General features: G+C 73.6%; 24 protein-coding genes. 12 read left to right on the forward strand and 12 right to left on the reverse strand.

The features are described from left to right. Window positions 1-9: 9 nt before the first annotated feature. The gene (locus tag KBX37_RS14275; protein ID WP_210776378.1) at window positions 10-435 is read left to right on the forward strand and encodes a cytochrome c oxidase subunit 4; all 426 of its coding nucleotides are present in this window, start codon (window positions 10-12) and stop codon (window positions 433-435) included. Window positions 436-686: 251 nt separating this feature from the next. Here KBX37_RS14275 and KBX37_RS14280 read toward each other — a convergent pair whose 3' ends face one another. From KBX37_RS14280 to KBX37_RS14300, 5 genes are all read right to left on the reverse strand, one after another. Beyond that, window positions 687-899, reverse strand: coding sequence for a hypothetical protein (locus KBX37_RS14280; RefSeq protein WP_210776379.1), 213 nt, complete (start codon window positions 897-899; stop codon window positions 687-689). Window positions 900-1,216: 317 nt separating this feature from the next. Further along, window positions 1,217-1,420 (reverse strand): hypothetical protein, encoded by a 204-nt coding sequence (locus KBX37_RS14285; protein WP_210776380.1) that lies wholly within the window; start codon window positions 1,418-1,420, stop codon window positions 1,217-1,219. Window positions 1,421-1,537: 117 nt separating this feature from the next. Continuing rightward, window positions 1,538-2,584 (reverse strand): anthranilate phosphoribosyltransferase, encoded by a 1,047-nt coding sequence (trpD, locus tag KBX37_RS14290; protein ID WP_210776381.1) that lies wholly within the window; start codon window positions 2,582-2,584, stop codon window positions 1,538-1,540. Between the two features lie 89 nt (window positions 2,585-2,673). Then, window positions 2,674-3,072, reverse strand: coding sequence for a hypothetical protein (locus KBX37_RS14295; RefSeq protein WP_210776382.1), 399 nt, complete (start codon window positions 3,070-3,072; stop codon window positions 2,674-2,676). Between the two features lie 106 nt (window positions 3,073-3,178). Further along, window positions 3,179-4,171: a cytochrome c oxidase assembly protein gene (locus tag KBX37_RS14300; protein WP_210776383.1), complete on the reverse strand. Its 993-nt coding sequence runs from the start codon at window positions 4,169-4,171 to the stop codon at window positions 3,179-3,181. A gap of 108 nt (window positions 4,172-4,279) precedes the next feature. On the opposite strand from KBX37_RS14300, the gene KBX37_RS14305 reads away from it, so the two are divergent. The 5 genes from KBX37_RS14305 (at window position 4,280) to KBX37_RS14325 (ending at window position 9,406) form a co-directional block, all read left to right on the forward strand. Continuing rightward, a complete protein-coding gene (locus tag KBX37_RS14305; RefSeq protein ID WP_154943958.1) occupies window positions 4,280-4,879 on the forward strand; it encodes a heme-copper oxidase subunit III in 600 nt (199 codons plus the stop codon). Between the two features lie 72 nt (window positions 4,880-4,951). Beyond that, entirely contained in the window at window positions 4,952-5,785 is an 834-nt protein-coding gene (locus tag KBX37_RS14310; RefSeq protein ID WP_210776384.1) for a cytochrome c, read from the forward strand. Between the two features lie 67 nt (window positions 5,786-5,852). After that, entirely contained in the window at window positions 5,853-6,941 is a 1,089-nt protein-coding gene (locus KBX37_RS14315) for a ubiquinol-cytochrome c reductase iron-sulfur subunit (protein ID WP_210776385.1), read from the forward strand. After that, entirely contained in the window at window positions 6,938-8,563 is a 1,626-nt protein-coding gene (locus KBX37_RS14320) for a ubiquinol-cytochrome c reductase cytochrome b subunit (RefSeq protein WP_210776386.1), read from the forward strand. The genes KBX37_RS14315 and KBX37_RS14320 overlap by 4 nt, the downstream gene beginning before the upstream one ends. Before the next feature lie 177 nt (window positions 8,564-8,740). Continuing rightward, window positions 8,741-9,406 (forward strand): DUF4142 domain-containing protein, encoded by a 666-nt coding sequence (locus KBX37_RS14325; protein WP_210776387.1) that lies wholly within the window; start codon window positions 8,741-8,743, stop codon window positions 9,404-9,406. 67 nt (window positions 9,407-9,473) lie between these two features. Here KBX37_RS14325 and KBX37_RS14330 read toward each other — a convergent pair whose 3' ends face one another. From KBX37_RS14330 to KBX37_RS14350, 5 genes are all read right to left on the reverse strand, one after another. Continuing rightward, a complete protein-coding gene (locus KBX37_RS14330; protein WP_210776388.1) occupies window positions 9,474-9,761 on the reverse strand; it encodes an Lrp/AsnC family transcriptional regulator in 288 nt (95 codons plus the stop codon). A gap of 80 nt (window positions 9,762-9,841) precedes the next feature. After that, entirely contained in the window at window positions 9,842-10,687 is an 846-nt protein-coding gene (locus tag KBX37_RS14335) for a sugar phosphate nucleotidyltransferase (RefSeq protein WP_210776409.1), read from the reverse strand. Between the two features lie 50 nt (window positions 10,688-10,737). Next, on the reverse strand, window positions 10,738-11,274 hold the full coding sequence (locus KBX37_RS14340) for an NUDIX domain-containing protein (protein ID WP_210776389.1): 537 nt from the start codon (window positions 11,272-11,274) through the stop codon (window positions 10,738-10,740). Between the two features lie 79 nt (window positions 11,275-11,353). Continuing rightward, on the reverse strand, window positions 11,354-13,141 hold the full coding sequence (locus KBX37_RS14345; protein ID WP_210776410.1) for a bifunctional (p)ppGpp synthetase/guanosine-3',5'-bis(diphosphate) 3'-pyrophosphohydrolase: 1,788 nt from the start codon (window positions 13,139-13,141) through the stop codon (window positions 11,354-11,356). Window positions 13,142-13,269: 128 nt separating this feature from the next. Next, on the reverse strand, window positions 13,270-15,027 hold the full coding sequence (locus KBX37_RS14350) for a DEDD exonuclease domain-containing protein (protein ID WP_210776390.1): 1,758 nt from the start codon (window positions 15,025-15,027) through the stop codon (window positions 13,270-13,272). 127 nt (window positions 15,028-15,154) lie between these two features. On the opposite strand from KBX37_RS14350, the gene KBX37_RS14355 reads away from it, so the two are divergent. From KBX37_RS14355 to KBX37_RS14370, 4 genes are all read left to right on the forward strand, one after another. Further along, on the forward strand, window positions 15,155-16,558 hold the full coding sequence (locus KBX37_RS14355) for an NYN domain-containing protein (protein ID WP_210776391.1): 1,404 nt from the start codon (window positions 15,155-15,157) through the stop codon (window positions 16,556-16,558). 121 nt (window positions 16,559-16,679) lie between these two features. Next, window positions 16,680-16,892: a hypothetical protein gene (locus tag KBX37_RS14360; RefSeq protein ID WP_210776392.1), complete on the forward strand. Its 213-nt coding sequence runs from the start codon at window positions 16,680-16,682 to the stop codon at window positions 16,890-16,892. 223 nt (window positions 16,893-17,115) lie between these two features. Next, window positions 17,116-18,375 (forward strand): M48 family metallopeptidase, encoded by a 1,260-nt coding sequence (locus KBX37_RS14365; RefSeq protein WP_210776393.1) that lies wholly within the window; start codon window positions 17,116-17,118, stop codon window positions 18,373-18,375. Continuing rightward, window positions 18,372-19,496 carry a glycosyltransferase family 4 protein gene (locus KBX37_RS14370; protein ID WP_210776394.1) on the forward strand — a complete coding sequence of 375 codons (1,125 nt, stop codon included), beginning with the start codon at window positions 18,372-18,374 and terminating at the stop codon, window positions 19,494-19,496. Before KBX37_RS14365 ends, KBX37_RS14370 begins: the two co-directional genes overlap by 4 nt. Before the next feature lie 457 nt (window positions 19,497-19,953). On the opposite strand, the gene KBX37_RS14375 is transcribed toward KBX37_RS14370, so the two are convergent. Further along, entirely contained in the window at window positions 19,954-22,071 is a 2,118-nt protein-coding gene (locus tag KBX37_RS14375; RefSeq protein WP_247658006.1) for an MMPL family transporter, read from the reverse strand. A 142-nt stretch (window positions 22,072-22,213) separates the two neighbouring features. Here KBX37_RS14375 and KBX37_RS14380 point away from each other — a divergent pair, with 142 nt between their 5' ends. Beyond that, entirely contained in the window at window positions 22,214-23,518 is a 1,305-nt protein-coding gene (locus KBX37_RS14380; protein ID WP_374103747.1) for a histidine kinase, read from the forward strand. Beyond that, complete coding sequence (locus tag KBX37_RS14385; RefSeq protein ID WP_210776396.1) at window positions 23,470-24,183, forward strand: response regulator transcription factor; 714 nt, start codon at window positions 23,470-23,472, stop codon at window positions 24,181-24,183. Before KBX37_RS14380 ends, KBX37_RS14385 begins: the two co-directional genes overlap by 49 nt. On the opposite strand, the gene KBX37_RS14390 is transcribed toward KBX37_RS14385, so the two are convergent. Beyond that, entirely contained in the window at window positions 24,172-25,875 is a 1,704-nt protein-coding gene (locus KBX37_RS14390; RefSeq protein ID WP_210776412.1) for a bifunctional diguanylate cyclase/phosphodiesterase, read from the reverse strand. The genes KBX37_RS14385 and KBX37_RS14390 overlap by 12 nt on opposite strands. Between the last annotated feature and the right edge of the window lie 75 nt (window positions 25,876-25,950).

Consider the following 25,950-nt stretch of genomic DNA (forward strand, 5'->3'; position numbering starts at 1 on the left):
GGAACCGACATGAAGACCGAGTGGCGTATCTTCCTGGTCATTGGCGCGTTCCTGTTCGGCGTGACGGTGCTCTACGGCGCCTGGACCTACGGCGACGGCGGCCGGGTCGAGTGGGTCGGCACGGTGGCGCTGCTGCTGTCGTTCCTGCTCTGCACGATGTGTGGTGGCTTCTTCTGGTTCGTCTCCCGCCGCATCGACCTGCGGCCGGAGGACCGGCCGGACGGCGAGATCGCCGACGGCGCCGGCGAGATCGGCTTCTTCAGCCCGGGCAGCTACTGGCCGTTCGGCCTGGCGCTGGCCGCCGCGGTGGCCGGCATGGGCCTGGTGTACTGGCAGTTCTGGCTGGTGGGCGTCGGCCTGGTCGCGGTCATCTTCGCCGCGTGCGGCCTGCTCTTCGAGTACTACACCGGCACCCGGCGTACCGCCGAGCACTGATTCGACGGCTTCACCCGTAGGCCCGCGTCCCGATCCGGGACGCGGGCCTACGCGTATGTGCGGTCGGGAGGCCGGCGGCCGTGGGCTCTTGCCCGTGCTGGTGGTGGTGGGCGTGCCATGCCGGTGGTCGTGGTGTTGCTGGTGGGCGAGCCCTGGTGGCACCTAGTTGCCGCGCTTTGGACCTGATGACGTAAACGAGTCAACGCCGCGCCTGCGCCGCCTGCCGTGGCCCGCCGCCTGCTCCGCGCCGTTCATGCCTTCGGCGCGGCCTTGTTCCAGGCGTTGGACTGCCCCGCCGACTGCGCGTCGAGTTGGGCCATGGAGAACAGGGCGCGCAGGACGTCGCGGTGAGCCGCGTACATGTGCACGTTGCCGCGGATGCCGTCGCGCAGGCCCTGCCGGGCGTCGGGCTGCAGGACGGCGTGGACCATGCCGGTGAAGCCGCCGCGGTGGAGCAGGTCCATGCGTGATTCGCTGAGTCGTTTACGACATCAGCTCTAAAGGACCCGCAACAGAGTCGGGGGGAGTCCGCAGAGTCGGTAAGGGTCCGCAACTCCGCGCTGCCTCCGGTCGGGCCGGTCGACTGCCGCAAGGGGCCGTTCTGCCGCAAGGGGCCGTTCTGCCGCAAGGACCGTCAGCCTGGAGCGACCGGGCTCGGGACGGCCGACGGTGAACCGGTCCTGCCGGGTTGCTCGGGCGCCACGTCGTCCCTCGACAGGAACTGGTCGTCTCGAGCCGGGAACGAGGGCGGGGGAGGGCAGCGGCGGCGGGAGTGGTGGGGTCAGGCCGCGCGGCGCTGGTCGGGGAGCCGGCGGCGGGCCGCGAGTTGCGGGGCGCCGAAGGTGAAGGTGGCGATCAGCACGGCCGCGCCGCAGCCGGTGCAGACCAGCTCGGGGCAGTCGAGGTCGTGACCGTCGACGCAGGGCGGGACCTCGAACGGCTGCACGCCCTCGCAGGTGTCGCAGTAGAGCTCGCGGTCCGACACGGGCGTCTCCTCTCGCTCCGGTGCCCGCCGACGACCATCGGAGCCATCGGCGGAAAGCGGAAAATTACTCCCGTGTAGTTTGGCACGCCCCGCCGACAGTTCCCCCGCGCCACCCGCTCAGCGGGTCCGGGCCACCTCGACCCAGCGCTCCAGGACGGCGGCCGCCGCGCCCGAGTCGATCGACTCGGCGGCCCGGTCCAGCCCGGCTCGCAGCGCCTCGGTCAGATCGCCGTCCAGCGGCCCCTGGGTGGCCAGCGCGGCGGCGGAGTTGACCAGCACGGCGTCCCGCACCGGGCCGGTCTCCCCGGCCAGCAGCCGGCGGGCCACCCCGGCGTTGTACGCCGCGTCCCCGCCCCGCAGGTCGGCCAGGGTGGACCGGGGTACCCCGAGGTCCGTGGCGTCCAGCACGGCCTCTCTGACGGTGCCCTGCTGGGCCACCCAGACCCGGGTGGGGGCGGCGGTGGTGAACTCGTCCAGGCCGTCCTCGCCGCGCATCACGATCGCCGAGTCGCCCCGCCCGGCGAACACGGCGGCCATCACCGGCGCCATCCGCGCGTCGAAGCAGCCCACCGCGCCGGCCCGGGGACGGGCCGGGTTGGTCAGCGGGCCGAGGAAGTTGAAGAAGGTGGGTACGCCGATCTCGCGGCGGACCGGGCCGGCGTGCCGCATCCCCGGGTGGAACCGGCCGGCGAAGCAGAACCCGATCCCGGCCTCCTCGACGCAGCGGGCGACCTGCTCGGGCGCCAGGTCCAGCGGCACGCCGAGGAACTCCAGCAGGTCGGCGGTGCCGCAGAGCGAGGAGGCGGCGCGGTTGCCGTGCTTGACCACCCGGACCCCGGCGCCGGCCACCACCAGCGCGGTCATCGTGGAGATGTTCACCGTGTGGGCGAGGTCACCGCCGGTGCCGACCACGTCCAGCGCGGTGCGCCGCAGCTCCTCGGGCAGCTCGACCGGCACCGCCCGGCCGAGCATCGCCTGCACCAGGCCGGCCAGCTCGGCGGGGGTCTCGCCCTTGGCCCGCAACGCCACCGCGAAGCCGGCGACCTGGGACGGGGCGGCCGCGCCGGTCATGATCTCGTCCATCGCCCACGCGGTGTCCGCGGTGGAGAGCTCGTCGCCGCGCAGCAGCGCGTTGAGCAGGTGCGGCCAGGTCCGTTCGCCCATGGTGGGCCTCCCGAGCGGGCGTGGGTGCGGGTGGGACGGGGGCGGCGCCCGTCAGCCCGGGCGCCGGAGGCGCCGCCGAGCGCGCAGACTCAGGCGGCGGCGGCGTGCGTACGCAGCAGTTCGGCGACCGTGGTGCCGGTGGTCACCGGGTCGAGCGGGTGCACCAGCGTGGCGTCGACCTGCGCGTAGGCGGCGAGCCATCGGTCGGCGGAGCGGGCGATGACCACGCAGGTGGGCGGGGCGTCGTCCCGGTCGTCCTTGATCTGGCGGGCGATGCCGATGCCGCCGCCCGGGCTGGCCTCGCCGTCGAGCAGCATGAGGTCGATCTCGTAGTCGTCGACCAGCCGGATGCACTCCGCGTACGTGGCGGCCTCGACGAACTCGATCTCGAGGCCGGGCGCCGGGCGGGTGCCGACGGCCAGCCGCATCCGGTCACGGACCTGCGGGTCGTCGCTGTAGAGCAGGACGGTGCACTGACGATCGCTCATCGCTGGACTGGCTCCCACCTCGTAGCTGCCCGCTGATGGTACCCGCCGGTGTGGCGAAGGCGACATCCCGCCCGGCCGGGCGGCGCGGACGCCGCGTCGGCGCAGGTCAGGCCGGGCTGCCCGGGGCCGGGGCCGGGGTCGCGGTCGCTGCGGCGGCGGCGGCGCGGTCGCGGGCCTCCTGGCGGTCCAGCTCGCGGTCGAGCCGGCGGGCCTCCCGCTCGGACTGCCGGATCCACTGCATGACCAGCACCGCGAGCATCGTCACACTGACGAACTCGCCGCCGGCCCAGAGGATGCCGCCGGCGACCACCTGGTCGTTCCACGGGTTCGACCAGGGCAGGTTGAGCGACGGGTACCAGTCGCCGCCGAGCAGCGTGGTGCTCTGCATGATGGTGAGGCCGAGCACCGTGTGGAACGGCACGGAGAGCAGCATGAGCAGCGCCCGCGCCGGGTACGGCCACCGTCCCGGCAGCGGGTCGAGGCCGAGCAGCGGCCAGAAGAACACGCAGCCGGTGGCGATGAAGTGCGCGTGCACCAGCTCGTGCGCCCAGGCGTGCTCCAGCGTGTAGTGGTAGAGGCCACTGAAGTAGAGCGCGAACGGGTTCACCACGAAGATGCTGAACGCCACCAGCGGGAAGCTGTAGACCTTCGCGAACCGGCTGTGCACGACCGCCAGCAGCCGCTTGCGGGGGCGTACCGGCAGCGTGCGCAGGGCCAGGGTGACCGGGGCGCCCAGGGCGAGGAAGATCGGCGCGATCATCGACAGCACCATGTGCTGGACCATGTGCACCGACAGCAGCGCCGTGTCGTACGCGTGCAGGCCGCTGACCGTGACCGCGGCGATGCCGCCCAGGCCCGGGCCGAGGAAGCAGATCGTCCGGAGGACCGGCCAGGCGTCCCCGCGCAGCCGCAACCGGTAGACCCCGTAGAGGTAGAGCCCGGCGGCCAGCACCAGCCCGAGGGCGAGCCAGCTGTCCAGCCGGGTCTCGGTGAAGACCCGGGTGACGGTGAACGGCGGCGGGACGGCCTCGCTCCCGGCGGCGAGGACCGCCGACGGGCCCGCCGAGGTCGCGGCGAAGATCGAATCGACGTGCAGCACGCTTTTCAGGCTAGGCCAGGCGAACCGGACCACCACGATCGGGCCATCCCTCGCCCGGGTTTGGCCCCCCGCTGATCGCCCGCCCCGGTCAAGGGCAATAATGACCGCGTGACTGCGGCCCCAGCCATTGACAAGAGCCGGATCCACTCCCTGACCCGACCCAACATGGTCAGCGTCGGGACGATCGTGTGGCTCTCCAGCGAACTCATGTTCTTCGCGGCGCTGTTCGCGATGTACTTCTCCATCCGCGCGGCGGCGCCGGAGCAGTGGGAGAAGCACACCGAGCACCTCAACATCCCCTACGCGACCACCTTCACCGTGATCCTGGTGTTGTCCTCGGTGACCTGCCAGCTCGGTGTCTTCGCGGCGGAGAAGGGCGACGTCCACGCCCTGCGGCGTTGGTTCACGATCACCTTCGTGATGGGCCTCATCTTCGTGCTCGGCCAGGTGAACGAGTACCGCACCCTGGTGCACGAGGGCGTGAAGATCAACGAAGACGGTTACGGGTCGATGTTCTACCTCACCACCGGCTTCCACGGCCTGCACGTGACCGGCGGCCTGATCGCCTTCATCATCTTCATGATCCGCACCACCATGGGCCGGTTCACCCCGGCGCAGGCCACCTCGGCGATCGTCGTGTCGTACTACTGGCACTTCGTCGACGTGGTGTGGATCGGGCTCTACGCCATGATCTACTGGCTCCAGTGATCTTGGCGCGTCACGAACCGCGCCGCTGCTCCGTCCCCTGAGACAAGGTCCAACCGGTTAAGGACACAGGTCATGACTTCTGACAACGACCGCCGACGCGGTCTGCTCGCGCGCCTGCGCGGGCGGCCCGTAGCGCGCAGCAGGGGCCGCCGCCGGCTGGGCGCCGCGGTCCGGCTGATCGCCGCGCTGACGCTGGCCGGCGGCGCCTACACCGTCTTCGCCCCTGGCGTGCAGGCGCAGGAAAACCCGCCGCTGACCGGCGCCGCCGCCGAGGGCAAGGCGCTGTTCGACGTGAGCTGCGTGACCTGCCACGGTCGTAACGCACAGGGTGTCGACGGTCGTGGCCCGAGCCTGGTCGGCGTGGGCGCCGCCTCGGTCGAGTTCCAGGTGGGCACCGGCCGCATGCCGATGGCCCGACAGGAGGCCCAGGCTCAGCGCAAGCCCCCGGTCTTCACCGACGAGCAGGTGCGCCAGCTCGCCCAGTACGTCCAGGAGCTCGGTGGCGGCCCGCAGGTCCCCGAGGGGCACCTGCGTGAGGGCGCCGACCTGGCGACCGGCGGCGAGCTGTTCCGGATCAACTGCTCGCAGTGCCACGCCTTTGGTGGTGGCGGCGGCGCGCTCTCCTCGGGCAAGTTCGCCCCGAGCCTGCGCCCGGCCAGCGACCGGCAGATCTACGCCGCCATGCTGAGCGGCCCGCAGAACATGCCGGTGTTCGGCGACAACCAGATCACCCCGGAGCAGAAGGCGGACATCATCGCCTACATCCAGGAGACGCTGAAGCACGACCAGGACCAGGGTGGGTTCAACCTCGGCCGGTACGGCCCCTCCACCGAGGGTCTGGCGGCCTTCCTGTTCGGCATCATCGCGCTGGTCTTCGCCAGCCTGTGGATTGCGGGCAAGTCGTGACCCGGTCGAACGTCAGTACCATTGCCGTGGTGCCGTGCGTCGGCACCGCCCGTAGCGAGGTGACGGCATGAGCACCCACACCGAGCACCAGGCCCCGCAGGGTCCGGAGCCGCTCGACGTCATGGACCCCCGGCTGTCCCGGTTCGACATCGTCCTGGAGGGCGCGCGCCGGGACGACATCGAGATCGTCCACTACGAGGAGCAGGTCGCGCCGGGCAGCAAGGCCGAGCGCCGGCTGACCCGTACGGTCGCCAGCTTCTTCCTCCTCACCGGCCTCGCGGCCACCGCCTTCCTGGTCATCTACATCTGGTGGCCGTGGAAGTGGGAGGCCGGCCGCGGCGGTGACAAGTGGTACACCCCGCTGCTCGGCGTCACCCTGGGCGTCGCGCTCCTGGCCGTCGGCTTCGGCATCCTCACCTGGGGCAAGAAGCTGCTGCCCAAGGAGGTCTCGATCCAGGACCGGCACGACCAGCCGGGGGCGCCGGAGGATCGCAAGATCACCGGGGAGACCATGCTCTACATGGCCGACGAGATGGGCGTGCGGCGTCGTCCGCTGCTCGGCGTCTCGCTGGCGGCGGGCCTGCTGCCCGTCGGCGCGGTCGTCGCGGCCCCGCTGATCGGTGGCCTGATCTCGCAGCCGCACAAGAACAACCAGATGTTCACCACCGGCTTCGCGCCGGCCGAGGGCGGCCGCAAGATCCGGCTGGTCCGTGAGGACGGCCGGCCGATCCGCCCGGCCGACATCAGCGCCGGTGGCCAGCTGACCGTCTTCCCGGGCATTGAGCACGGCGTGAGCAACAAGCACGCCGACTCGCCGACCCTGCTGATCCACCTGCGCGAGACGGACGCCCAGGAGTCCCGCGACGCCAATGCGCGGTTGGGCCGCCAGGACTTCATGTGGGGCAACTACGCGGCGTACTCCAAGATCTGCACGCACGCCGGCTGCCCGGCGAGCCTGTACGAGCAGCAGACCAACCGGCTGCTCTGCCCGTGCCACCAGTCGCAGTTCCTGATCACCGACAACGCCCGGCCCATCTTCGGTCCGGCCAGCCGTCGGCTGCCGCAGCTGCCGATCGAGGTGGACGAGGAGGGCTTCTTCGTGGCGAAGTCCGACTACACCGAAACCATCGGCCCCGACTTCTGGGAGCGGCCATGAAGCGCCGAAAGTTCGACGTAGCAGCGGTGCCGGCCAAGTCGGCCGGAGCGGTGGACGACCGGTTCCAGGTGGCCACGCCGCTGCGCAAGCTGCTCAACAAGGTCTTCCCGGACCACTGGTCCTTCCTGCTCGGCGAGATCGCGCTCTTCTCGTTCGTCGTGCTGCTGCTGACCGGTGTCTTCCTGACCTTCTTCTTCGAGCCGGCGATGACCGAGGTGGTCTACGACGGCAGCTACGCCCCGCTGCGGGGCACGCCGATGTCGGCCGCGTACGCCTCCAGCCTGGACCTGTCGTTCGACGTCCGGGGCGGTCTGATCATGCGGCAGATGCACCACTGGGCGGCGCTGCTGTTCATGGCCTCGATCGTCGTGCACATGCTGCGGGTCTTCTTCACCGGCGCGTTCCGCAAGCCGCGTGAGACGAACTGGATCATCGGCTCGCTGCTGTTCTGGGTCGGCTTCCTGGCCGGTTTCACCGGCTACTCGCTGCCGGACGACGGCCTGTCCGGCACCGGTCTGCGGATCGCCTCGGCCATCATGCTGTCGATCCCGGTGATCGGCTCCTGGGTCACCTCGTCGGTCTTCGGCGGGGAGTTCCCGGGCGAGATCATCATCAGCCGCTTCTTCATCGCCCACGTCCTGCTGATCCCGGGTCTGCTGGTGGCGCTGATCACCGTTCACCTGGGCCTGGTGTTCAAGCAGAAGCACACCCAGTGGCCCGGCCCGGGCCGGACCAACGAGAACGTCGTCGGCGAGCGGATGTTCCCGCGCTACGCGCTCAAGCAGGGCGGCTTCTTCATGGTCGTCTTCGGCGTGATCGCGCTGATGGGTGGCCTCTTCCAGATCAACCCGATCTGGTACTTCGGCCCGTACGAGGCGTGGGTGGTCTCGGCCGCCAGCCAGCCCGACTGGTACGTCATGTTCCTCGACGGCTCGACCCGACTCATGCCGGCCTGGGAGATCAACATCCCGATCGGCGACGGGTACGTCATCCCGCCGCTGTTCTGGCCGACCGTCGTGCTGCCGGGCATCCTGGTCGCGATCTCCCTGTTCTACCCGTTCATGGAGGCGCGGCACCTCAAGGACCGCAAGCACCACAACCTGCTCCAGCGGCCCCGCGACGTGCCGGCCCGGACCGCGGCGGGCGCCATGGCGGTGTCGTTCTTCGTGGTGCTGACCCTCTCCGGCGGCAACGACGTGATCGCGGACAAGTTCCAGATCAGCCTCAACGCGATGACCTGGGCGGGCCGGATCGGCCTGCTGGTGGTCCCGCCGCTGGCGTACTACGTGACGTACCGGCTGTGCCTCGGTCTCCAGCAGCACGACCGGGAGGTGCTGGCCCACGGTGTGGAGACCGGCATCATCCGGCGCCTGCCGGACGGCCGGTTCGTCGAGGTCCACCAGCCGCTCAGCGCGGCCGACCACGACGGGCACGGCGAGCTGGACTACGTCGGCTGGGTGGTGCCGAAGAAGATGAACCGGCTCGGGGCTCTCGGCCCGGCCATCCGGGGCTTCTTCTACCCGATCGAGAAGCCGGCCGAGGCGCCGGTCTCGCCGGGGCACCCGCCGGTCGAGCCCCGCCCCGAGCGGGAGGAGATCGGCAGCGGCGAGAGCCGTCGCTGACGACGTATTCGACCGTGGCGCCCCCCCGAGTTCTACCGCGGGCGCCACGTCCATTTCCGCGACGTTCGTCCGGGTCCGCCCTGCCCACCCCGCGACCCGCCCACCGACGGGTGGAAACGCAGGAATAACCCCCGCCAGCCGGGTATCCGTGCGGTCCAACGTCAACGGGGAGGGAACATGTTGGGAATCAAACGCCTCGGCCTGCTGGCCGCACTGGTGCTGGTCGGTCTGGCGCCTGCCGCGGCCGTGCAGGCCGCGGCACAGCCGTCGACGCAGGACAGCCAGTATCTGCAGGCGGTGCACCAGTCCAACCTGTTTGAGATCAGAGCTGGTGAGCTGGCCCGGGAGCAGGGCCAGAACCAGGAGGTCAAGCGGCTCGGCGAGATGTTCAAGACCGACCACACCCAGCTGGACCAGTCGGTCCAGCAGACCGCCTCCCAGTTGGGTGTGCAGTTGCCGAATGAGCCGACCGCCGACCAGCGGCAGATCCTCGACCGGCTGGAGAACGCCAGGGGCGAGGAGTTCGACCGCCAGTGGGTGACCGCGCAGCTCGCCGCGCACATCCAGGCGATCCAGGCCACCCAGACCGAGATCTCGCAGGGTCAGGAGCAGTCGGTGATCCAGCTGGCGCAGACCGCGCTGCCGGTGCTCCAGGCGCACTATGACGAGCTGGTGAACCTCGCGCGGCAGCTGGGCATCCCAGTGCCGGAGGCCACCGCCACGCCCAGCCCGACCGGCACCACCACGCCGGCGCCGGGCGGCACCACCGAGTCCCCGACCCCGGGCGGCACGCCCGAGTCGCCGGGTGGCACCACCGAGACGCCGGCTCCGGGCACCAGCTGACGTCACCGCACGGCCGACGGTGGCCGGTCCGCCCTCCGGGATGGGCCGGCCACCGCGCGTTCACCGGTCAGTCGGCGCCGGCCAGCCCGATCGCGAACGTCTCCTCCAGGTCGTGCTGCGAGTACGCCCGGAACGCGATGTGCGACTCGGTGTTGAGCACGCCGGGCACCTTGGAGATGCTGCCGGCGATGACCTGGGCGATCTGCTCGAACTCCCGGACCCGGACCATGGCGATCAGGTCGACGTGCCCGGCCACCGAGTAGACCTCGCTGACGCCGGGCAGGTTGGCCAGGGTCTCGGCCACCTCGGGAATCGAGTCGGTGGCGCAGTCGATCAGGACGATCGCGGTGATCACTGGATGCTTCTCCGTTCGTCGACGTCGTGGCTCATGCTAGATGTTCCCCGGCGCGCGCAGGACCGGTCCGGCGCGGGCGGTCAGCCCGCCGGCACGGTCAGCGCGTCGCCGGCCCGGATCACGTCGCACAGCCGTTCGCCCTCCTCGACGATGGCGCCGGGCCAGACCACCACCCGCTCGACGTCGCCGCGGACCACCGCGCCCGCCCCGACCACCGCCCGGCGCACCCGGCCGGTCACGGTGGCGCCGGGATCGAGCAGTTCGCCGTCGCCGGCGGCGTGCAGGTTGGCCGCCAGGTAGTCGGCCGGGGTGCCGGTGTCGTAGAACCTGCCGGGGTACGCCACCACCGCCAGCGCCCCGGCCGCCTCCGCCGGCCGCCACACCGCCCGGACCAGGTCGCCGAAGGTCGCGGGCAGCTCCCGGACCAGCCGCCACGGCAGCAGGGAGAACCCGGTGAACTCGTGTCCGTCGAACGTGCCGGGGGCCGCCGGGTCCGCGGCGGGTTGGCCGAGCAGGCGTACGCTCCGCCCGTCCCAGCCGTCGAGCAGCGCGGCGATGTCCGGCCCGGGGGCGGCCGCCGGATCGGCGAGGTACGCGTCGGCGTTGCCGACCAGCACGCCGCGTCCGGCGATCCAGTCCCGCAGCTTGCCCACGCCGCCGGCGGTGCCCAGCGGGCCGTCCGGCTCGACGGAGAGGTGGGCCCGCGCGCCGATGTGGGCGACCACCTGGTCGGCGAGGTAGCTGGCGTTGACCGCGACCGTCCCGGGACCGGCCAGGCCCAGCCCGGCGAGTCGGGCCAGCGCCCGGTCCAGCAGCGGCACGTTGCCGACCGGGCAGAGCGCCTTGGGCACCCGCCCGGTGAGCGGCCGCAGCCGGGCCCCCTCGCCGGCGGCGAGCACCACCGCGCAGATCCCCGCCGGCGGCACCCGCGCCGGATGACCGGCCGGCCGGGGCGACGGCCGGTCGGGGATCGCGGTCACGCCGCTCGGCCGGTGGGCGGGATCTGGCCGGCCAGCGGACCGATGCCGTAGTGGCCGAGCAGGAAGGCGGTGGCCCGGCTGAGCCGGGGCAGGTCGTCCAGCGGGTGCCAGGCGGCCTCGTAGACCTCCGCGCCGTCCACCCTCAGCTCGGTGGTCGACGCCGGCACCTCCGCCTCGAAGACCATGTCGACCCAGCCCTTGGCGTGCACCAGGGCGTTCGGCGCGGCCGGGCGGAGCCGGTCGGGGGAGAGCCGGATGCCCGACTCCTCGTACAGCTCGCGGGCGGCGCCGACGACCGGGGCCTCGGCGCGCTGGAGCAGGCCGGCGGGGAGGGTCCAGCTGTACCCGGGCGGTTGGCGCAGCAGCAGGAGCCGACCGGTCCCCTCGGCCTCGCTGTCCCGGACCAGGGTGACCGCGCCGACGACGTACTTCGGCACGGCGAGCCGGACCAGGCGGCGGCGCATCCCCACCGGAAGGCGGTAGAAGACCTTGTAGGCGACGGCCCGGCCGGTGGCGCGCGAGCGGGGGATCATGACTCCAGGCTAGGCCCTCGGGCCCCCACCCGCGCCCCGGCCCCACCACCCGCGTCGGGACGGCTGGACCGGGCGGGGATCACTGGCGGTGGTCGACCAGGTCGATGAGCTGCCGGACGACGGCGTCCGGCTCGACCGCCCGGTCGAAGACCGCCACCAGCAGGGTCTCCAGGTCGGGGTAGCCGAGCTCCTCGGAGAGCCGCAGCAGCGGCAGGTCGCTGGCCAGCCCCCGGTCGTGCTTGCGCAGCGCCAGCCCGATCGTCGCCCGGCCGAGGCGTACCTTGTCGGCGATCGAGATGCCCGGCTCGGTGTGCTCGGCGAACCAGCGGCTGATCTGCATCTGCGCGTGCGGCGACTTGACGAAGCCCAGCCACTCGCGGCGCGGCCCGCGCGGCGCCGAGTCGGCCTCGAAGCCGCTCTCCGCGTCGTTCTCGGTGAAGATCTCCACCACGTCGCCCTCGTCCAGTTCGGACGAGAGCGGCGCCAGCCGGCCGTTGATCCGGGCGGCCAGGCAGTGGTCGCCCCACTCGGTGCCCAGCTCGTACGCCAGGTCCACCGGGGTGGCCCCGGCCGGGAGCACGACCTGTCGGCCGTCGGCGACCACCTGGATCTGGGTCTCGGCCAGGTCGCAGCGCAGCGACTGGAGGAACTGGGCCGGGTCGGGGGCCTCCTGCTCCCAGTCGAGCACCCGGCGCAGCCAGGCCAGCTGCTCGGCCTGGGCCGCCTCGCCGGAGGAGCGGGGGAAGCGGAAGTCGGCGGCGACGCCGTACTCGGCGGAGCGGTGCATCTCGCGGGTGCGGATCAGCACCTCGACGGTGCGGTCCTGTGGCCCGCAGACGCTGGTGTGCAGCGACCGGTAGAGGTTGTTCTTCGGGGAGGCGATGAAGTCCTTGAAGCGGCCGGGGACGGGTCGCCAGCGCCCGTGCACCGCGCCGAGCGCGGCGTAGCAGTCGGTGGGCGGGCCGTCCACCACGATCACGATCCGGGGCAGGTCGAACGGGGCGGTGTGGCCACCGGCGGCGGTGTCCTTCCAGATCGAGTAGAGGTGCCGGGGGCGGGGGCTCACCTCGGCGTCGACCCGGCTGCGGCGCAGCGCCGTCCTGGTCTGGGCGACCACGTCGTCCAGGTAGGCGTCCCACCCGGGCCGGTCGTGCACGTGCCGGGCGATCCGGGCGTGCTCCTCGGGATGCAGGTGCAGCAGCACCACGTCGTCCAGCTCGCGTTTGAGGGTCTGGATGCCCAGCCGGTCGCAGAGCGGGACGAGCACCTCCTGGGTCTTGCGGGCGATCCGCTCGCGGGACGCCGCCGAGCGCACGCCGAGGGTACGCATGTTGTGCAGCCGGTCGGCCAGCTTGATGATCAGCACCCGAACGTCCTTGCCCGCCGCGATGATCATTTTGCGGATCGTCTCCGCCTCGGCGGCCTTGCCGTAGAACTCCTTGTCGAACTTGGTCACCCCGTCGACCAGGTGGGCCACCGCGCGGCCGAAGTCCTCGCAGAGCGCCTGGAGCGTGTAGCGGGTGTCCTCCACCGTGTCGTGCAGCAGCGCCGCCACCAGGGTGGTGGTGTCCATGCCGAGGTCGGCGCAGATCTGGGCGACCGCCAGCGGGTGGGTGATGTACGGTTCGCCGCTCTTGCGGAACTGGCCGCGGTGCATGTTCTCCGCGATCGTGTAGGCCCGGCGCAGCACCGACGTCTCGGCGCTGGCGTGGATGCCCCGGTGGGTGCGGACCAGGTGGTTGACCGGGTCGGTGTCGTTGGTCGGCCAGGTGAGCAGGGACCGCAGCCGGCGGGCCAGCGGCAGCTCCCCGGGCTGGGTCGGGAGCGCGCCCCCCAGGGCGGCGCCGTGTCCGGCGTCGACGTCCACGAGGGACACCTCCTCACCCCGGCTCCGCGATCACCAACTCTGGTAACCGGAAGCAGGCCCACGAAACGGGCAGGACTGCACTCCCTTAACAGCCTAAGTCAGTCACCGTCGTCCGATCGGTCACTTGCTCATGAGCGTTCGGTCGAGAGTTGGTGGGATCCGCCGTTCTCGGCCTTGGCCAGCAGGTCGCGGAAGCGGCCCGCCCCGGACACCGGCGAGGACCACTCGGAGGACATCTCCACCAGCCGGGTCTCCGGTCGCTCCAACCAGGACAGGATGCGTTCGGTCTCCTCCGCGGAGGCGCGGGGCACCGGCCCGTGACCGGGCTCCACCGTCTCGGCGGTGGCCCGGATCGCGGTGATGGTCGGTCGAGGATGGACCCCGGGCGGGGAGACCCCCGCCCCGGCGAGCCGGCCGTGCCGGACCAGCGCCAGCTCCCAGCCGCCGCCGGGGGCACGCCGGGCCGCGGTCAGCTCGGCGATCCGGGTCAGCCCGGCCAGCCGCTGCATGCGTACGCTCGCCCGCAGCACCGCCGCCAGCCGGGAGCGCACCACCGCCGCCTCCTCGTAGCGCTGGCCCGCCGACAGCGTCTCGATCCGGGCGAGCAGGGCGTCGACCACCACCTGCGGGTCGCTGGCCGTCGCCGTGCGGAACGGGGCGGCGGCGCGGTGGTCGTACTCCTCGGGGGTGATCCGGTGCTCGCAGGGCGCCGGGCAGCGACCCAGCTCGGCCAGCGCGCAGGCCGGCGTGACCGTGCGCAGCGAGAGCCGGTGGGTGCACTGGCGCAGCGGGACTGCGTCGTGAAAGCCGGCGGCGGCCAGCTCGGCGGCCTGCTTCGAGCGGAACGGCCCCAGGTAGGCGGTGTCGCCGGGGGCGAGGCTGCGCACCACCGACAGCCGCGGATAGGGGCCGTCGGTCAGCTTGAGCCAGACCATCCGCTCCGGGAACTTGGAGCGCCGGTTGTACGGCGGGGCGTGCGCCGCGATCAGCCGCAGCTCCCGGACCTCGGCCTCCAGCGGATGGGCGCACTCGACCGCCTCCACCCGCTCGGCGGCGGCCAGCATCTCCGAGATCCGGGCCCGCTTCTCCGCCGCGGTGAAGTAGCTGCGCACCCGGGTGGCGATGTCGCCGGAGGTGCCGACGTAGAGCGGCCGGTCGTCGGCGGCCCGGAAGATGTAGACCCCGGGCACCTTGGGCAGCCCCTCGGCGAGGTGCCGCTTGCGGCGCTGGGTGGGGGTGACCGCGCGGGCGAACTCGATGGCCTCGCCGACCGTGTCCACCCGGTGCCCGCCCAGCCGCCCGATCAGCCCGTGCAGCACGTCGACGGTGGCCTTGGCGTCGTCCAGCGCGCGGTGGGTGGGCTGGGTGGCGGTGCGGAAGTAGGCGGCGAGGGTGCCGAGCTTGCGGTTGGGCACCTCGTCGCGGGTGAGCACCCGGCGGGCCAGGGCGGCGGTGTCGAGCACCCGCGGGTTGGGCCAGCGGTAGCCGTGCTTCGCGCAGGCCGCCTTGAGGAAGCCCACGTCGTAGGGGGCGTTGTGGGCGACCAGCACGGCGTCGGCGATGAACTCCAGGAAGCTCGGCAGCACCTGCTCGATCGGCGGGGCCGGGATCAGCATGGCCTGGGTGATGCCGGTCAGCACGGTGATGAACGGCGGGATCGGCACCCCGGGGTTGACCAGGGTGGCCAGCACGCCCAGCTCCTCGCCGCCGCGCACCTTGACCGCGCCGATCTCGGTGATGCCGCCGCCGTCCGGGGCCCCGCCCGTCGTCTCCAGGTCGACCACCACGAAGGTCGTCGCGTAGAGCGGCAGCGCCGGGTCCACCCCGCCGCCCGCTGTCGGATCCAGACCGGCCAGCGTCTGCTGGACGTACTCGCCAGGTGCCACGCGCGGCAGGCTAGCGGCCCGGTCCGACACTCCCGTCGCAGGCGCCCCAGTCGTCACCGCCGGTCTAGGATGAGAGATCGGCTCACTCACCCGGCGGTGGGCCCGGTCGCGGTGGGAGACTTGCCCCATGCCCCTCACCGAGCCGTACGACGACCACCTCCCGGAGGAGGGGTCGTCCACCGCCGCGCCCGAGGGCGGAGCGGAACCGGGTGCGGGGGCGCCCGAGCCGGAGCCCACCCTCCCCGAGCCGGTCCGCCAGCGCATCGTCGCGCTCACCGCGGCGGTGCTGCCCGGGCTGCCCGCCGACGAGTTGCCGGTGCCGCTGCGCCGGGTGGCCAAGTTCGCCCCGAACCGCCGCGCCCGGCTGGGCGCGCCGGTGATCGCCGCCCAACTCACCGCCGACCCGCTGTTCCGCCAGCGGGCCACCGCGCGGGTGCTCGCCGACGCCGGCGACCTGGGCGCCGCGGTGGTCGAGGGCACCGCGCCGGCCGCCGCCGACCCGGTCGAGGTGGCCGCGCTGGCGTACCTGGCCCGGCCCCGCGGCTGGCGGGAGCTGATCGAGGCCAGCGGCGCCGCCGTGCGGGCCGAGGCGGACAGCGCCGTCATCGCCGAGCTGGTCCGGGAGGCCGAGCAGCGGGCCACCCGCGCCGAGCACGACCGGGCGGTGGCCCGGGTCGAGGCGGAGAAGCTCCGCGACGAGCTGGCCCGGGTCCGCGAGGAGCTGGGGCAGCTGCGGGAGGAGAACCGCCAGGCCCAGCGGACGCTGCGGGAGACGCAGGCGCGCGAACGCCGGGCCAACGAGCTGCTCGCCACCGAGCGGGGCCGGGCGGCCCGGGCGGCCGCCGACAGCGACGCCGAGCTGCGCCGGGCGCGGGCCCGGCTGGCCGAGGCCGAGGCGGCGGCCGGGGTCGCCCGGGCCAGCGCCAAGGAGGCCCGCTCGGTCGACGACGCCCGGCTCTGGCTGCTGCTGGAGACCATCGGCCAGGCCGCCGTCGGGCTGCGCCGGGAGCTGGCGCTGGACCCGGTGGAGAAGCTGCCGGCCGACTTCGTGGCCGACGCGTTCGCCGACTCGTCGGCCGTCACGCCCGCCGGCACCGCCGCCCGCGCCCGGGACACCGACGACCCGGCCCGGCTGGACCAGCTGCTCGCCCTGCCCCGGGCGCACCTGGTGGTGGACGGCTACAACGTCACCAAGCGCGGCTTCGGCGAGATGTCCCTCGAACAGCAGCGCAAACGGCTGATCACCGGGCTGGGCGGGATCGCCGCGCAGACCGGCGACGAAGTCACCGTGGTCTTCGACGGCGCGGAGCGGATGCACGGGCTGCCGCCCACCCCGCGCGGCGTCCGGGTGCTCTTCTCCCGCAAGGGGGAGACCGCCGACGAGCTGATCCGCCGCCTGGTCCGGGCCGAACCGGCGGGCCGGCCGGTGGTGGTGGTCTCGTCGGACCGCGAGGTCGCTGACGGCGTGCGCCGGCACGGCGCGTACCCGCTCGGCGCGGACTCGCTGCTGCGCCGGCTGGCCCGTTCCTGACTCTTGATCACTGTTGTCCGGTTCTGTCGTACCCGGTGACTAGTGTCCGACCTGACCGACGGTGCGCGGGTGGTGACCAGGCTGTCGCACCCGCCGCGCCGCACTCCGTCAGGGAGGCACGATGCTCATCGACTGCGACAGGTGCGGGATCCGGGGCGCCGGCTGTAACGGCTGCCTGGTGACCGCCCTGCTCGACGCCGACTCGCCGGCCGCCGACCTCGGGCCGGCCGAGCTCCGGGCGCTCGAGGTCTTCGCCCGGGCCGGCTTCGAGGTGGCGGTGCTGGCCCACGAGGCCGCGCCGGCCCGTCCCGCCCGCCGGCGCCGGGTGGCCTGACGGCGTCGCCACCCCGGGCGGGTGGGCTCCCCGGCGACGTCCGCGCCGGGCAGGCCGACCCCTGGCGGCGTTCCACACCGCCGGTGGTCCGGTCCGTGGGCACCGTGGGCACCGCGCCGGGGCTGCTGGCGGCGGGCAATAGGATGGGCGCTCACGGCGGGAGGAGCGGCGGCATGACGCGGTTACGGCGTGGTGGCGGCGGGCCGGCGGACGAGGTGCCGGCGTGACCCCCCGCGGGTGGGCGGTGCTGACCCTCGGCGGGCTGGTGCTGGTGCTGCTGGTCGCCAGCATCGTGCTGGTGCCGTGGAGCCGGCCGCCGGCACCCCGGGCCGACCAGGTCGCCGCGCTGGGCGAACTCCCGGTCGACCAGGTGGCCCACGCCCGCGAGTTCCGCTCCGCGTTGCGCCCCGGCGCGTACGGCGCGCTGGTGGTCGGGCTGCTGGTGGCGCTGCTGCTCGGGCTCACCCCACTCGGCGCCCGCCTGGTCGAGCTGGCCGGGCGCCCCTTCGGCGGCCACTGGACCGCCCGCGCGGTGCTCGGCGGGCTCGCCGTGGTACTCCTCGCCGACCTGCTCACCCTGCCCTTCGCCGCCTGGCGGCAGTCCGTGCTCACCCGGTACGGGCTGAGCACCCACGGCTGGAGCGGCTGGGCCGTCGACCTGCTCAAGTCGTACGCGGTCAGCGCCGTCATCGGTGCGATCGCGCTGCTCGGCTTCTACACCGTGACCCGGCTCGCCCCGCGCTGGTGGTGGGCGTTCGGCGCCGCCGGGGCGGCCGGCCTGGTCGTGCTGCTGTCGTTCGTGCTGCCGGTGCTGGTGGAGCCGGTGTTCAACCGGTTCACCCCGATGGAGCAGGGTCCGCTGCGCACCGAGCTGATGGCGATGGCGGCCCGCGACGGGGTGCCGGTGCGCGACGTGCTGGTCGCCGACGCCTCCCGGCGGACGAAGGCGGTCAACGCGTACGTCTCCGGGCTGGGGCCGACCCGGCGGGTGGTGGTCTACGACACCCTGCTGCGCGAGGCCACCCCGGCCGAGGTGACCAGCGTGGTCGCGCACGAGCTGGGGCACGCGAAGGACCGGGACGTCTGGACCGGCACGCTCACCGGCGCGCTCGGCGCCGCCCTCGCGGTCGTCGCGCTCTACCTGCTGGGCTCCTGGGCGCCGCTGCTGCGGCTGGCCGGGGTCGACTCGGTCGCCGAGCCGCGCGCGTTCCCGTTGCTGATCGCCCTGGTGACGGTGGCCGGGCTGGTCGCCGCGCCGGCGCAGGCGCTGATCTCCCGCCGGGTCGAGGCGCGCGCCGACGCGCACGCCCTCGCGCTGACCGGCGACCCGGCCACCTTCGAGGCGATGCAGCGCCGGCTGGCCGGGGTCAACCTGGCCGATCCCGACCCGCCGCGCTGGGAGTACCTCTGGTCGGCGTCGCACCCGTCCACCGTGGAGCGGATGGCCGCCGCCCGCGCCTACGCCAGGGAGGCCGGCAGATGAGCCGGACGCTGCTGATCACCAACGACTTCCCACCCCGCCCCGGCGGCATCCAGTCCTTCGTGCACAACCTCGCCGTCCGCCAGCCCTCCGGCTCCGTGGTGGTCTACGCCTCCAGCTGGCGGGGCGCGGCGAAGTTCGACGCCGACCAGCCCTTCGAGGTGGTCCGGGAGCGGACCCGGGTGCTGCTGCCCACCCCGCTGGTGGCCCGCCGGGCCGCCCGGCTGGCCCGCGAGCACGACTGCGACACCGTCTGGTTCGGCGCCGCCGCCCCGCTGGGTCTGCTGGCGGCCGGGCTGCGCCGCCGGGCCGGGATCCGCCGGGTGGTCGCGCAGACCCACGGCCACGAGGTCGGCTGGGCGGCGCTGCCCGCCGCCCGGGCCGCGCTGCGCCGGATCGGCCGCGGCACCGACGTGGTCACCTACCTCGGCGACTACACCCGGGTACGGCTCGAACGGGCGCTGCACGGGGTGACCGACCTGCGCCGGCTGGCGCCCGGCGTGGACGTGGACACCTACCACCCGGCCGTCGACGGCGAGCCGGTCCGCGTCCGGCTGGGCCTGGCCGACCGGCCGGTGGTGGTGTGCGTGTCCCGGCTGGTGCCCCGCAAGGGGCAGGACATGCTGATCCGGGCCATGCCGGAGATCCGCCGCCGGGTGCCGGACGCGGCGCTGCTGGTGGTCGGCGGCGGGCCGTACCGGGCGGCGCTGGAGAAGCTGGCCCGGCACACCGGCGTGGAGCGCGACGTGGTCTTCACCGGCTCGGTGCCCGCCGCCGAGCTGCCCGCGCACTACGCCGCCGGTGACGTCTACGCGATGCCCTGCCGTACCCGCAACCGTGGCCTGGACGTCGAAGGGCTCGGCATCGTCTACCTGGAGGCCTCCGCGACCGGCCTGCCGGTGGTCGCCGGCGACTCCGGCGGTGCGCCGGACGCGGTCCGCGAGGGGGAGACCGGGTACGTGGTGCGCGGCCGGGACGTCGCCCAGCTCGCCGACCGGGTGGCCACCCTGCTCGCCGACCGGGACCTGGCCCGGCAGCTCGGGGCGGCCGGCCGGGCCTGGGTGGAGCGGGAGTGGCGCTGGGAGACCCAGGCGCAGCGGATGGCCACCCTGCTCGCCGGCTGACCACCCGCCGACCGGTTCTGGGGGCCGCTACAGCCGGTGGGGCGGGGAACGAGCGGCCCGGCTCATCGGCTGGGTGTGGAACCGGGAGTCCGGCTCACCGCAACGGCCGCCCGAGCTCCCGGTGCCGCACCGCTGGCCACCGTCGAAGCCAGCGGCCGCGAGCCGAGCCGGCGGGTCGTCGCCGAGCCGGCGGGTCGTCGCCGAGCCGGCGGGTCGTCGCCGAGCCGGCACATTTCCCGATGAGCGATATGCCTGTCAGTCATAAATATGCCTGACAGGCATATCGCTCTTCGCCGTATCCAAGGGCACGGGCGTCACGGTCAGTCACGGTGTGGGGCACGAGAAGACGCGGTGGTCGACGGGGTGCCTGGTGGCGATCGGCGCTGGGGCGGGCACGGACCCTGTCGCGTCCGTGCCCGCCCGGTCTCGCGGCGTCGTGCCCGGGCTCAGGGACCGCTCAGGGACCGGCCAGCACCCGCTCGGCCGGAGTCGCCGGGGCGGTCCGGGCGGCCCGCCGGGACAGCTTCCCCGGCCACCAGGTGCGGGCGCCCAGGTCGAGCGCCAGCGCCGGGATGAGCAGGCTGCGGACCAGCAGCGTGTCGAGCAGGATGCCGACGGCCACGATCACCCCGGTCTGCATCGACGGCACCAGCGGCAGCACGCCCAGCGCGCCGAACGTGGCCGCGAGCACGATTCCCGCGCTGGTGATGACGCCGCCGGTGACGGTCAGCGCCCGCAGGACGCCCGGCCGGTGGCCCAGCTGCGCCGCCTCCTCCCGGGCCCGCGTCATCAGGAAGATCGTGTAGTCGACGCCGAGGGCGACGAGGAACAGGAACGCCTGCAGCGGGATGCCCACGAAGAGCTTGGTGTAGCCCAGCGCGTCCAGGACGAAGCCGGCGGCCCCCATCGCGGCGGCGTACGACAGCACCACGCTCACCATCAGCAGCAGCGGCGCGACCAGCGCCCGCAGCAGGAGCACCAGGATGACGAGGACGACGGCGAGGATCAGCGGGATGACCATCCGGTTGTCGCGGCTGACGATGCGCTCCTCGTCCACCAGCACCGCGGTCCTGCCGCCGACCAGCGCCTGGGCGCCGGGCACCTCGTGCACCGCCGTGCGCAGCCGCTGCACGGTCTCCATGGCGGCGTCGCTGTCCGGCGTGTCGGCCAGCACCGCCGGGACCCGTACCCAGGCGCCGTCCGGCGAGCGCTCCGGCTCGTCGACCCGGGCGACGCCGGGCACCGCCCGGGCGGCGGCGATCACCTGGTCGGCCGCACCGGCGGTGGCCAGGATCTCCGCCGGCGACGCGGAACCGCTCGGGTAGTGCGCGGCGATCAGCCGCTGGCCGGTCACCGACCCGACCTCGGAGGTGAAGGACTCCTCGTTGGGCAGGCCGATGCTGAGGTTGCCGATGCCGAAGGTCAGCGCGACGAGCGCCGCCGCGGTGCCGATCCAGACCGCGCGGGGACGGCCCCCGACCAGCCCCGCGATCCGGCGCCAGATCCCGTGGTCGGCGGTGACGTCGGCGCTGACGGCGGTCGGCGTGTAGCGCGGCACGAACGGCCAGAAGAGCCACCGGCCGCACAGGACGAGCACCGCCGGCAGCAGGGTGGTCATCGCGAGCAGTGCGGCGCCGATGCCGACCGCGCCGACCGGACCCAGGCCACGGGTGGACGGCAGGTCGGCGGCGAGCAGGCAGAGCAGTCCGATCGCGACGGTCGCCGCCGAGGCGCAGATCGCGCCGAACGACCGGCGCAGCGCCACCCGCATCGCCTCGTGCCGGTCGGCGTGCCGGCGCAGCTCCTCGCGGTACCGGGCGATCAGCAGCAGGGCGTAGTCCACGCCGACGCCGAAGACCAGCACCGTCAGGATGGTCTGGCTCTGGAAGTCGACGGTCACGCCGCCGTACTTCGCCATCAGGTACACGATGCCGCCGGCGAACTGGTTGGCGATGCCGACGGTGATCAGCGGGATCAGCCAGAGCACCGGGCTGCGGTAGGTGACCAGCAGCAGCACCGCGACGGTGGCCGCGGTCGCCAGCAGCAGCGTGGTGTCCATTCCGCCGAAGGCGTCGAGGACGTCGCTCTCCGCCGCGGCGTCGCCGGTCAGCGCGGTGCGCAGGCCGGCGGGCCGGTCGAGGGCGAGGCGCTCCTTGACGTCGGTCACCGCCTCCGGGCGCTGGGTGTCGTCACCGGCGACCGGGAAGGACACCAGCAGCGCCTTCCCGTCCTCGCTGGGCACCGCGGGCGACACCGCGCCGCCGTCGGCGTACCGGACGAAGACGGCGCGGTCGGCCTCGGCCTTGGCGCGGTCGGCGTCGGTGAGGCCGCTGTCGCGGACGTAGACGGCGATCGCCACGGGCTTCTTCGACTCCGGGAAGGCCGCCTCGGCCCGCTCCACGGCCCGGCTGCTCTCCACGCTGGCGGGCAGCAGGCCGAGCGTGTCGTTGTTCTGCACCTCGCTCAGCTTGATGGAGAGCGGGCCGGCCACCGCGACGAGGACCAGCCAGAAGACGATCAGGGCGTACTTGCTGCGTCGGCCGGACGGCAGACCGGCCAGTCTTTGCCGGGACATGTCGGGTTCCTCCGAGGATCGGGTTCGCTTCCTGCCTCAGATCCTTCTGGCCGGCGGGCGTGCGGACAGGAGTGCCACGTCCCCGACGGCGGTGGTCCTAGCACCACCGAACCCGCGGCGGTCGTGACCGAGAATGGAACGCGTGGACAGCCCCGTACGAGAGTTCGCCCGGCAGACGGTCCGGCCCGGCGCGACCGCCGCCCTCCAGGGCCTGGCCGTCGCCGTGCTCTCCCTGGCCACCAACGTCGCGCTGTTCGTGCTGTCGCTGGTGTCACTGCTGCTCATCCCCGCCTTCGGCATCGGTTTCGCGCTGTTCCCGATGGCGACGGCGTTGGTGCGGCTGTCGACCGGGTTGCAGCGCCGGCTCGCCCGGTGGGGCGGCGTACCCATCGCCACGCCGTACCGGCCGCTGCCGGAGGGGGCGCAGTTCGGCACCTGGCGGCGTTTCCGGTGGGTGGTGGGCGACCCGGCCACCTGGCGGGACTTCGCCTGGCTGGTCCCCGGCGCGGTCACCGGCGCGGCGTGCCTGCTGGCGTTCGCCCTGCCGCTGTACGGGCTGGAGGGCTCGCTCGGGGTGCCGCTGCTGCTCTACCTCAGCGCCGACTCCTACGGCTACGGCCTGTTCTGGCCGATGACCAACCTGGCCGAGGCGCTGGCCGCGCTGCCGCAGGGCTGGCTGCTGCTGCTCGGCGGCCTGGCCGTCGCCCCCTGGCTGGTCTGGCTGCACCTGCGCTTCGCCCGGCTCTTCCTGGCTCCCACCCGGGCGGCGGAGCTGGCGCTGCGGGTCCGCCAGCTCACCGTCACTCGGGCCGACACCGTCGACGCCCAGGCGGCCGAGCTGCGCCGCATCGAGCGGGACCTGCACGACGGGGCGCAGGCCCGGCTGGTCGCGCTGAGCATGAGCATCGGCCTGGCCGAGCAGCTGCTGGAGCAGGACCCGACCGCCGCCGGGAAGCTGCTGGCCGAGGCGCGGGAGACCAGCGGCCAGGCCCTGGTCGAGCTGCGCGGCCTGGTGCGCGGCATCCACCCGCCGGTGCTCGCCGAGCGCGGCCTGGACGGCGCGGTCCGCGCGCTCGCGCTGGCCGTCCCGCTGCCGGTGACGGTCGAGGTGGACCTGCCGGGCCGCCCGGTGGCGCCGGTGGAGTCCGCGGCGTACTTCGCGGTGGCCGAGGGGCTGGCGAACGTCACCAAGCACAGCGGCGCCACGCGCGCCTGGATCCACCTGAGCTACGGCGACGATCGACTGACGATGGTGGTGGGTGACGACGGCCGGGGCGGCGCCGACCCGGCGGCGGGCAGCGGACTGGCCGGGATCGGACGACGGCTCGCGGCCTTTGATGGAACGATGGTGGTGACCAGTCCGCCCGGCGGGCCCACAGTCGTGACCATGGAGCTGCCTTGCGAGTTGTCATCGCCGAAGACCTCGCCCTCCTCCGGGACGGGCTGACCCGCATCCTCGAGGCGTTCGGTTTCGAGGTGGTCGCGGCCGTCGACAACGGACCGTCGGTGCTGTCGGCCCTGGTCACCCACCGCCCGGACGTGGCGGTGCTCGACGTGCGGCTGCCGCCGACCTTCACCGACGAGGGGTTGCAGGCCGCCATCGGAGCCCGCGCCGAGATCCCCGGCCTGCCGATCCTGGTGCTCTCCCAGCACGTCGAGCAGCTCTACGCCCGCGAGCTGCTCTCCGACCGCGCCGGTGGCGTCGGCTACCTGCTCAAGGACCGGGTCGCCAACGTGGCCCAGTTCGTCGACGCGGTACGCCGGGTGGCCGGCGGTGGCACGGTGATGGACCCGGAGGTGGTCTCCCAACTGCTGGCCAGCCGGTCCGGGGCCGAGCCGTTGCAGGAGCTGACCGCCCGCGAGCGCGAGGTGCTGGGCCTGATGGCGGAGGGGCGGTCCAACGCGGCGATCGCCGCGCGGCTCTTCGTCACCGAGAAGGCGGTCAGCAAGCACATCAACAACATCTTCAGCAAGCTGCGGATGCCGCCGTCGGACGACGACAACCGGCGGGTGCTGGCGGTGCTGACGTACCTCAACGGGGACGACAGCCAGCTGCCGGTGCCGGGCCGGGCGGCGCGGCGTACCGCCGCCGGGCCGTCGCTACCCGGGTGAGGCGACCGGCTCGGCACCGGCCACGGTGGACAGCGCCGGAGAGCGGCCGAGGCAGCCGTCGGCCGGCCCCGGCCGCCCGAAGTACCAGCCCTGGCCGGCGTCGCAGCCGATCGCCCGCAGCCGTTCGGCCTGCCCGGCCGTCTCCACCCCCTCGGCGGTGACGGTGAGGTCCAGCGCGTGGGCCAGCGACACCAGCGAGGCGAGGATCCGCTCGTCGGTGCGGCTGGCCGGGTCGACCGCCGGCGACCGTAGCCCGGTGACGAACTCCCCGGCCACCTTCAGCTCGGTCACCGGCAGGTCCCGCAGGTATGCCAGGTTGCAGTAGCCGGTGCCGAAGTCGTCGATGGCGATCCGTACGCCGAGGTCGGCCAGGACCCGCAGGGCCCGGACGGGCTCCTCCGCGGTGCTCATCATGGTGCTCTCGGTGATCTCCAGCTGGAGCCGTTCCGGCGGCAGGCCGGTGGCCGCCAGCACGCTGCGCACCTCCTGCACCAGGCCGGGCCGGTGCACCTGGCGGACGGCCAGGTTGACGCTGACGAAGGGGGCCCGGGAGCCCCAGCTCTCCGCCTCGCGACAGGCCTCCGCGAGCACCCAGCCGCCGAGCCGGACGATCAGCCCGGTCTCCTCGGCCAGCCCGATGAAGCTGTCCGGCCGCAGCACCCCCAGCTCCGGGTGGCGCCAGCGGACCAGCGCCTCCACGCCGAGCATGGTGCCGTCGCGCAGCGAGGTCAGCGGCTGGTAGTCGAGGAAGAACTCGCCCCGGTCGATCGCGGCGGGCATCGCCGCGGCGAGGGCGTACCGGGCCAGATCTGCGCGGTGCCGGTCCGGGTCGAACATCGACCAGCGGGCGCCCCCGGCCGCCTTGGCCCAGTGCAGGGTGCTGTCGGCCGCCCGCATCAGCTCGCCGGGGGTGGTGCCGGCCACCGGGCGCTCCACGATGCCGATGCTGGCGGTGACGGTCAGCTCGTGCCCGTCGACCAGGGCCGGCTCGGCGAGCGCGGCCAGCGCCGCCTCGGCGACCGCGACCGCGTCGTCGACCCGGGCGGTGCGCTCGACCAGGATGACGAACTCGTCGCCGCCGAGACGGGCCAGCAGGTGCTCGCCGAGCGCCGCGCGCAGTCGCCGCGCCACCGACACCAGCAGGGCGTCGCCGACCTGGTGCCCGAGCGAGTCGTTGACCACCTTGAACCGGTCGAGGTCCAGGAAGCAGACGCCCACCCGGTCGGCGCCCCGGCCCGGCGCGCCGATCGCCGCGGTGAGCCGCTCGGTGAACAGGACCCGGTTGGGCAGGCCGGTCAGCGGGTCGTGGGTGGCCTGGTGGCGGAAGCGGGACTCGCTGTCGCGCAGCGCCCGTTCGGCCTGGGCCCGGGCCACCATCGCGGCCCGGCGGATCGACTCCTGCTCGTCGAGTGTCCGGTCGCGCAGCGCGCGGGCGTACCCGGTGGCGACGGTGGCCAGCAGCCGGGCCATCCGGTCCTCGACGTCGTCGGCGACCAGCCCCAGGTCGCGGATCAGGCGGAGCTGGATGACCTCCACGGTGCGACCGAGACCCTCGGCGGAGGCGATGTGGGCGGCGACCAGCTCCGCGCCCACCTGGTGCCCGACGCGCGGGTCGAACGGCTCGGCCCGCAGCGCCCCGGCCAACCGCTCGGTGAGTCGTTGCAGCAGCAACTCCAGCTGCGCCTGGGTCATCGGCAGGTAGCTGGTGCCCGATACCGCCTTGGCCCAGGCGCGGGCGAACGCGCCGGGGCACGGGTGCCCCGGCAG

It is taken from the genome of Micromonospora sp. U56, from assembly GCF_018070095.1.
GTDB classification, from domain to species: domain Bacteria; phylum Actinomycetota; class Actinomycetes; order Mycobacteriales; family Micromonosporaceae; genus Micromonospora; species Micromonospora purpureochromogenes.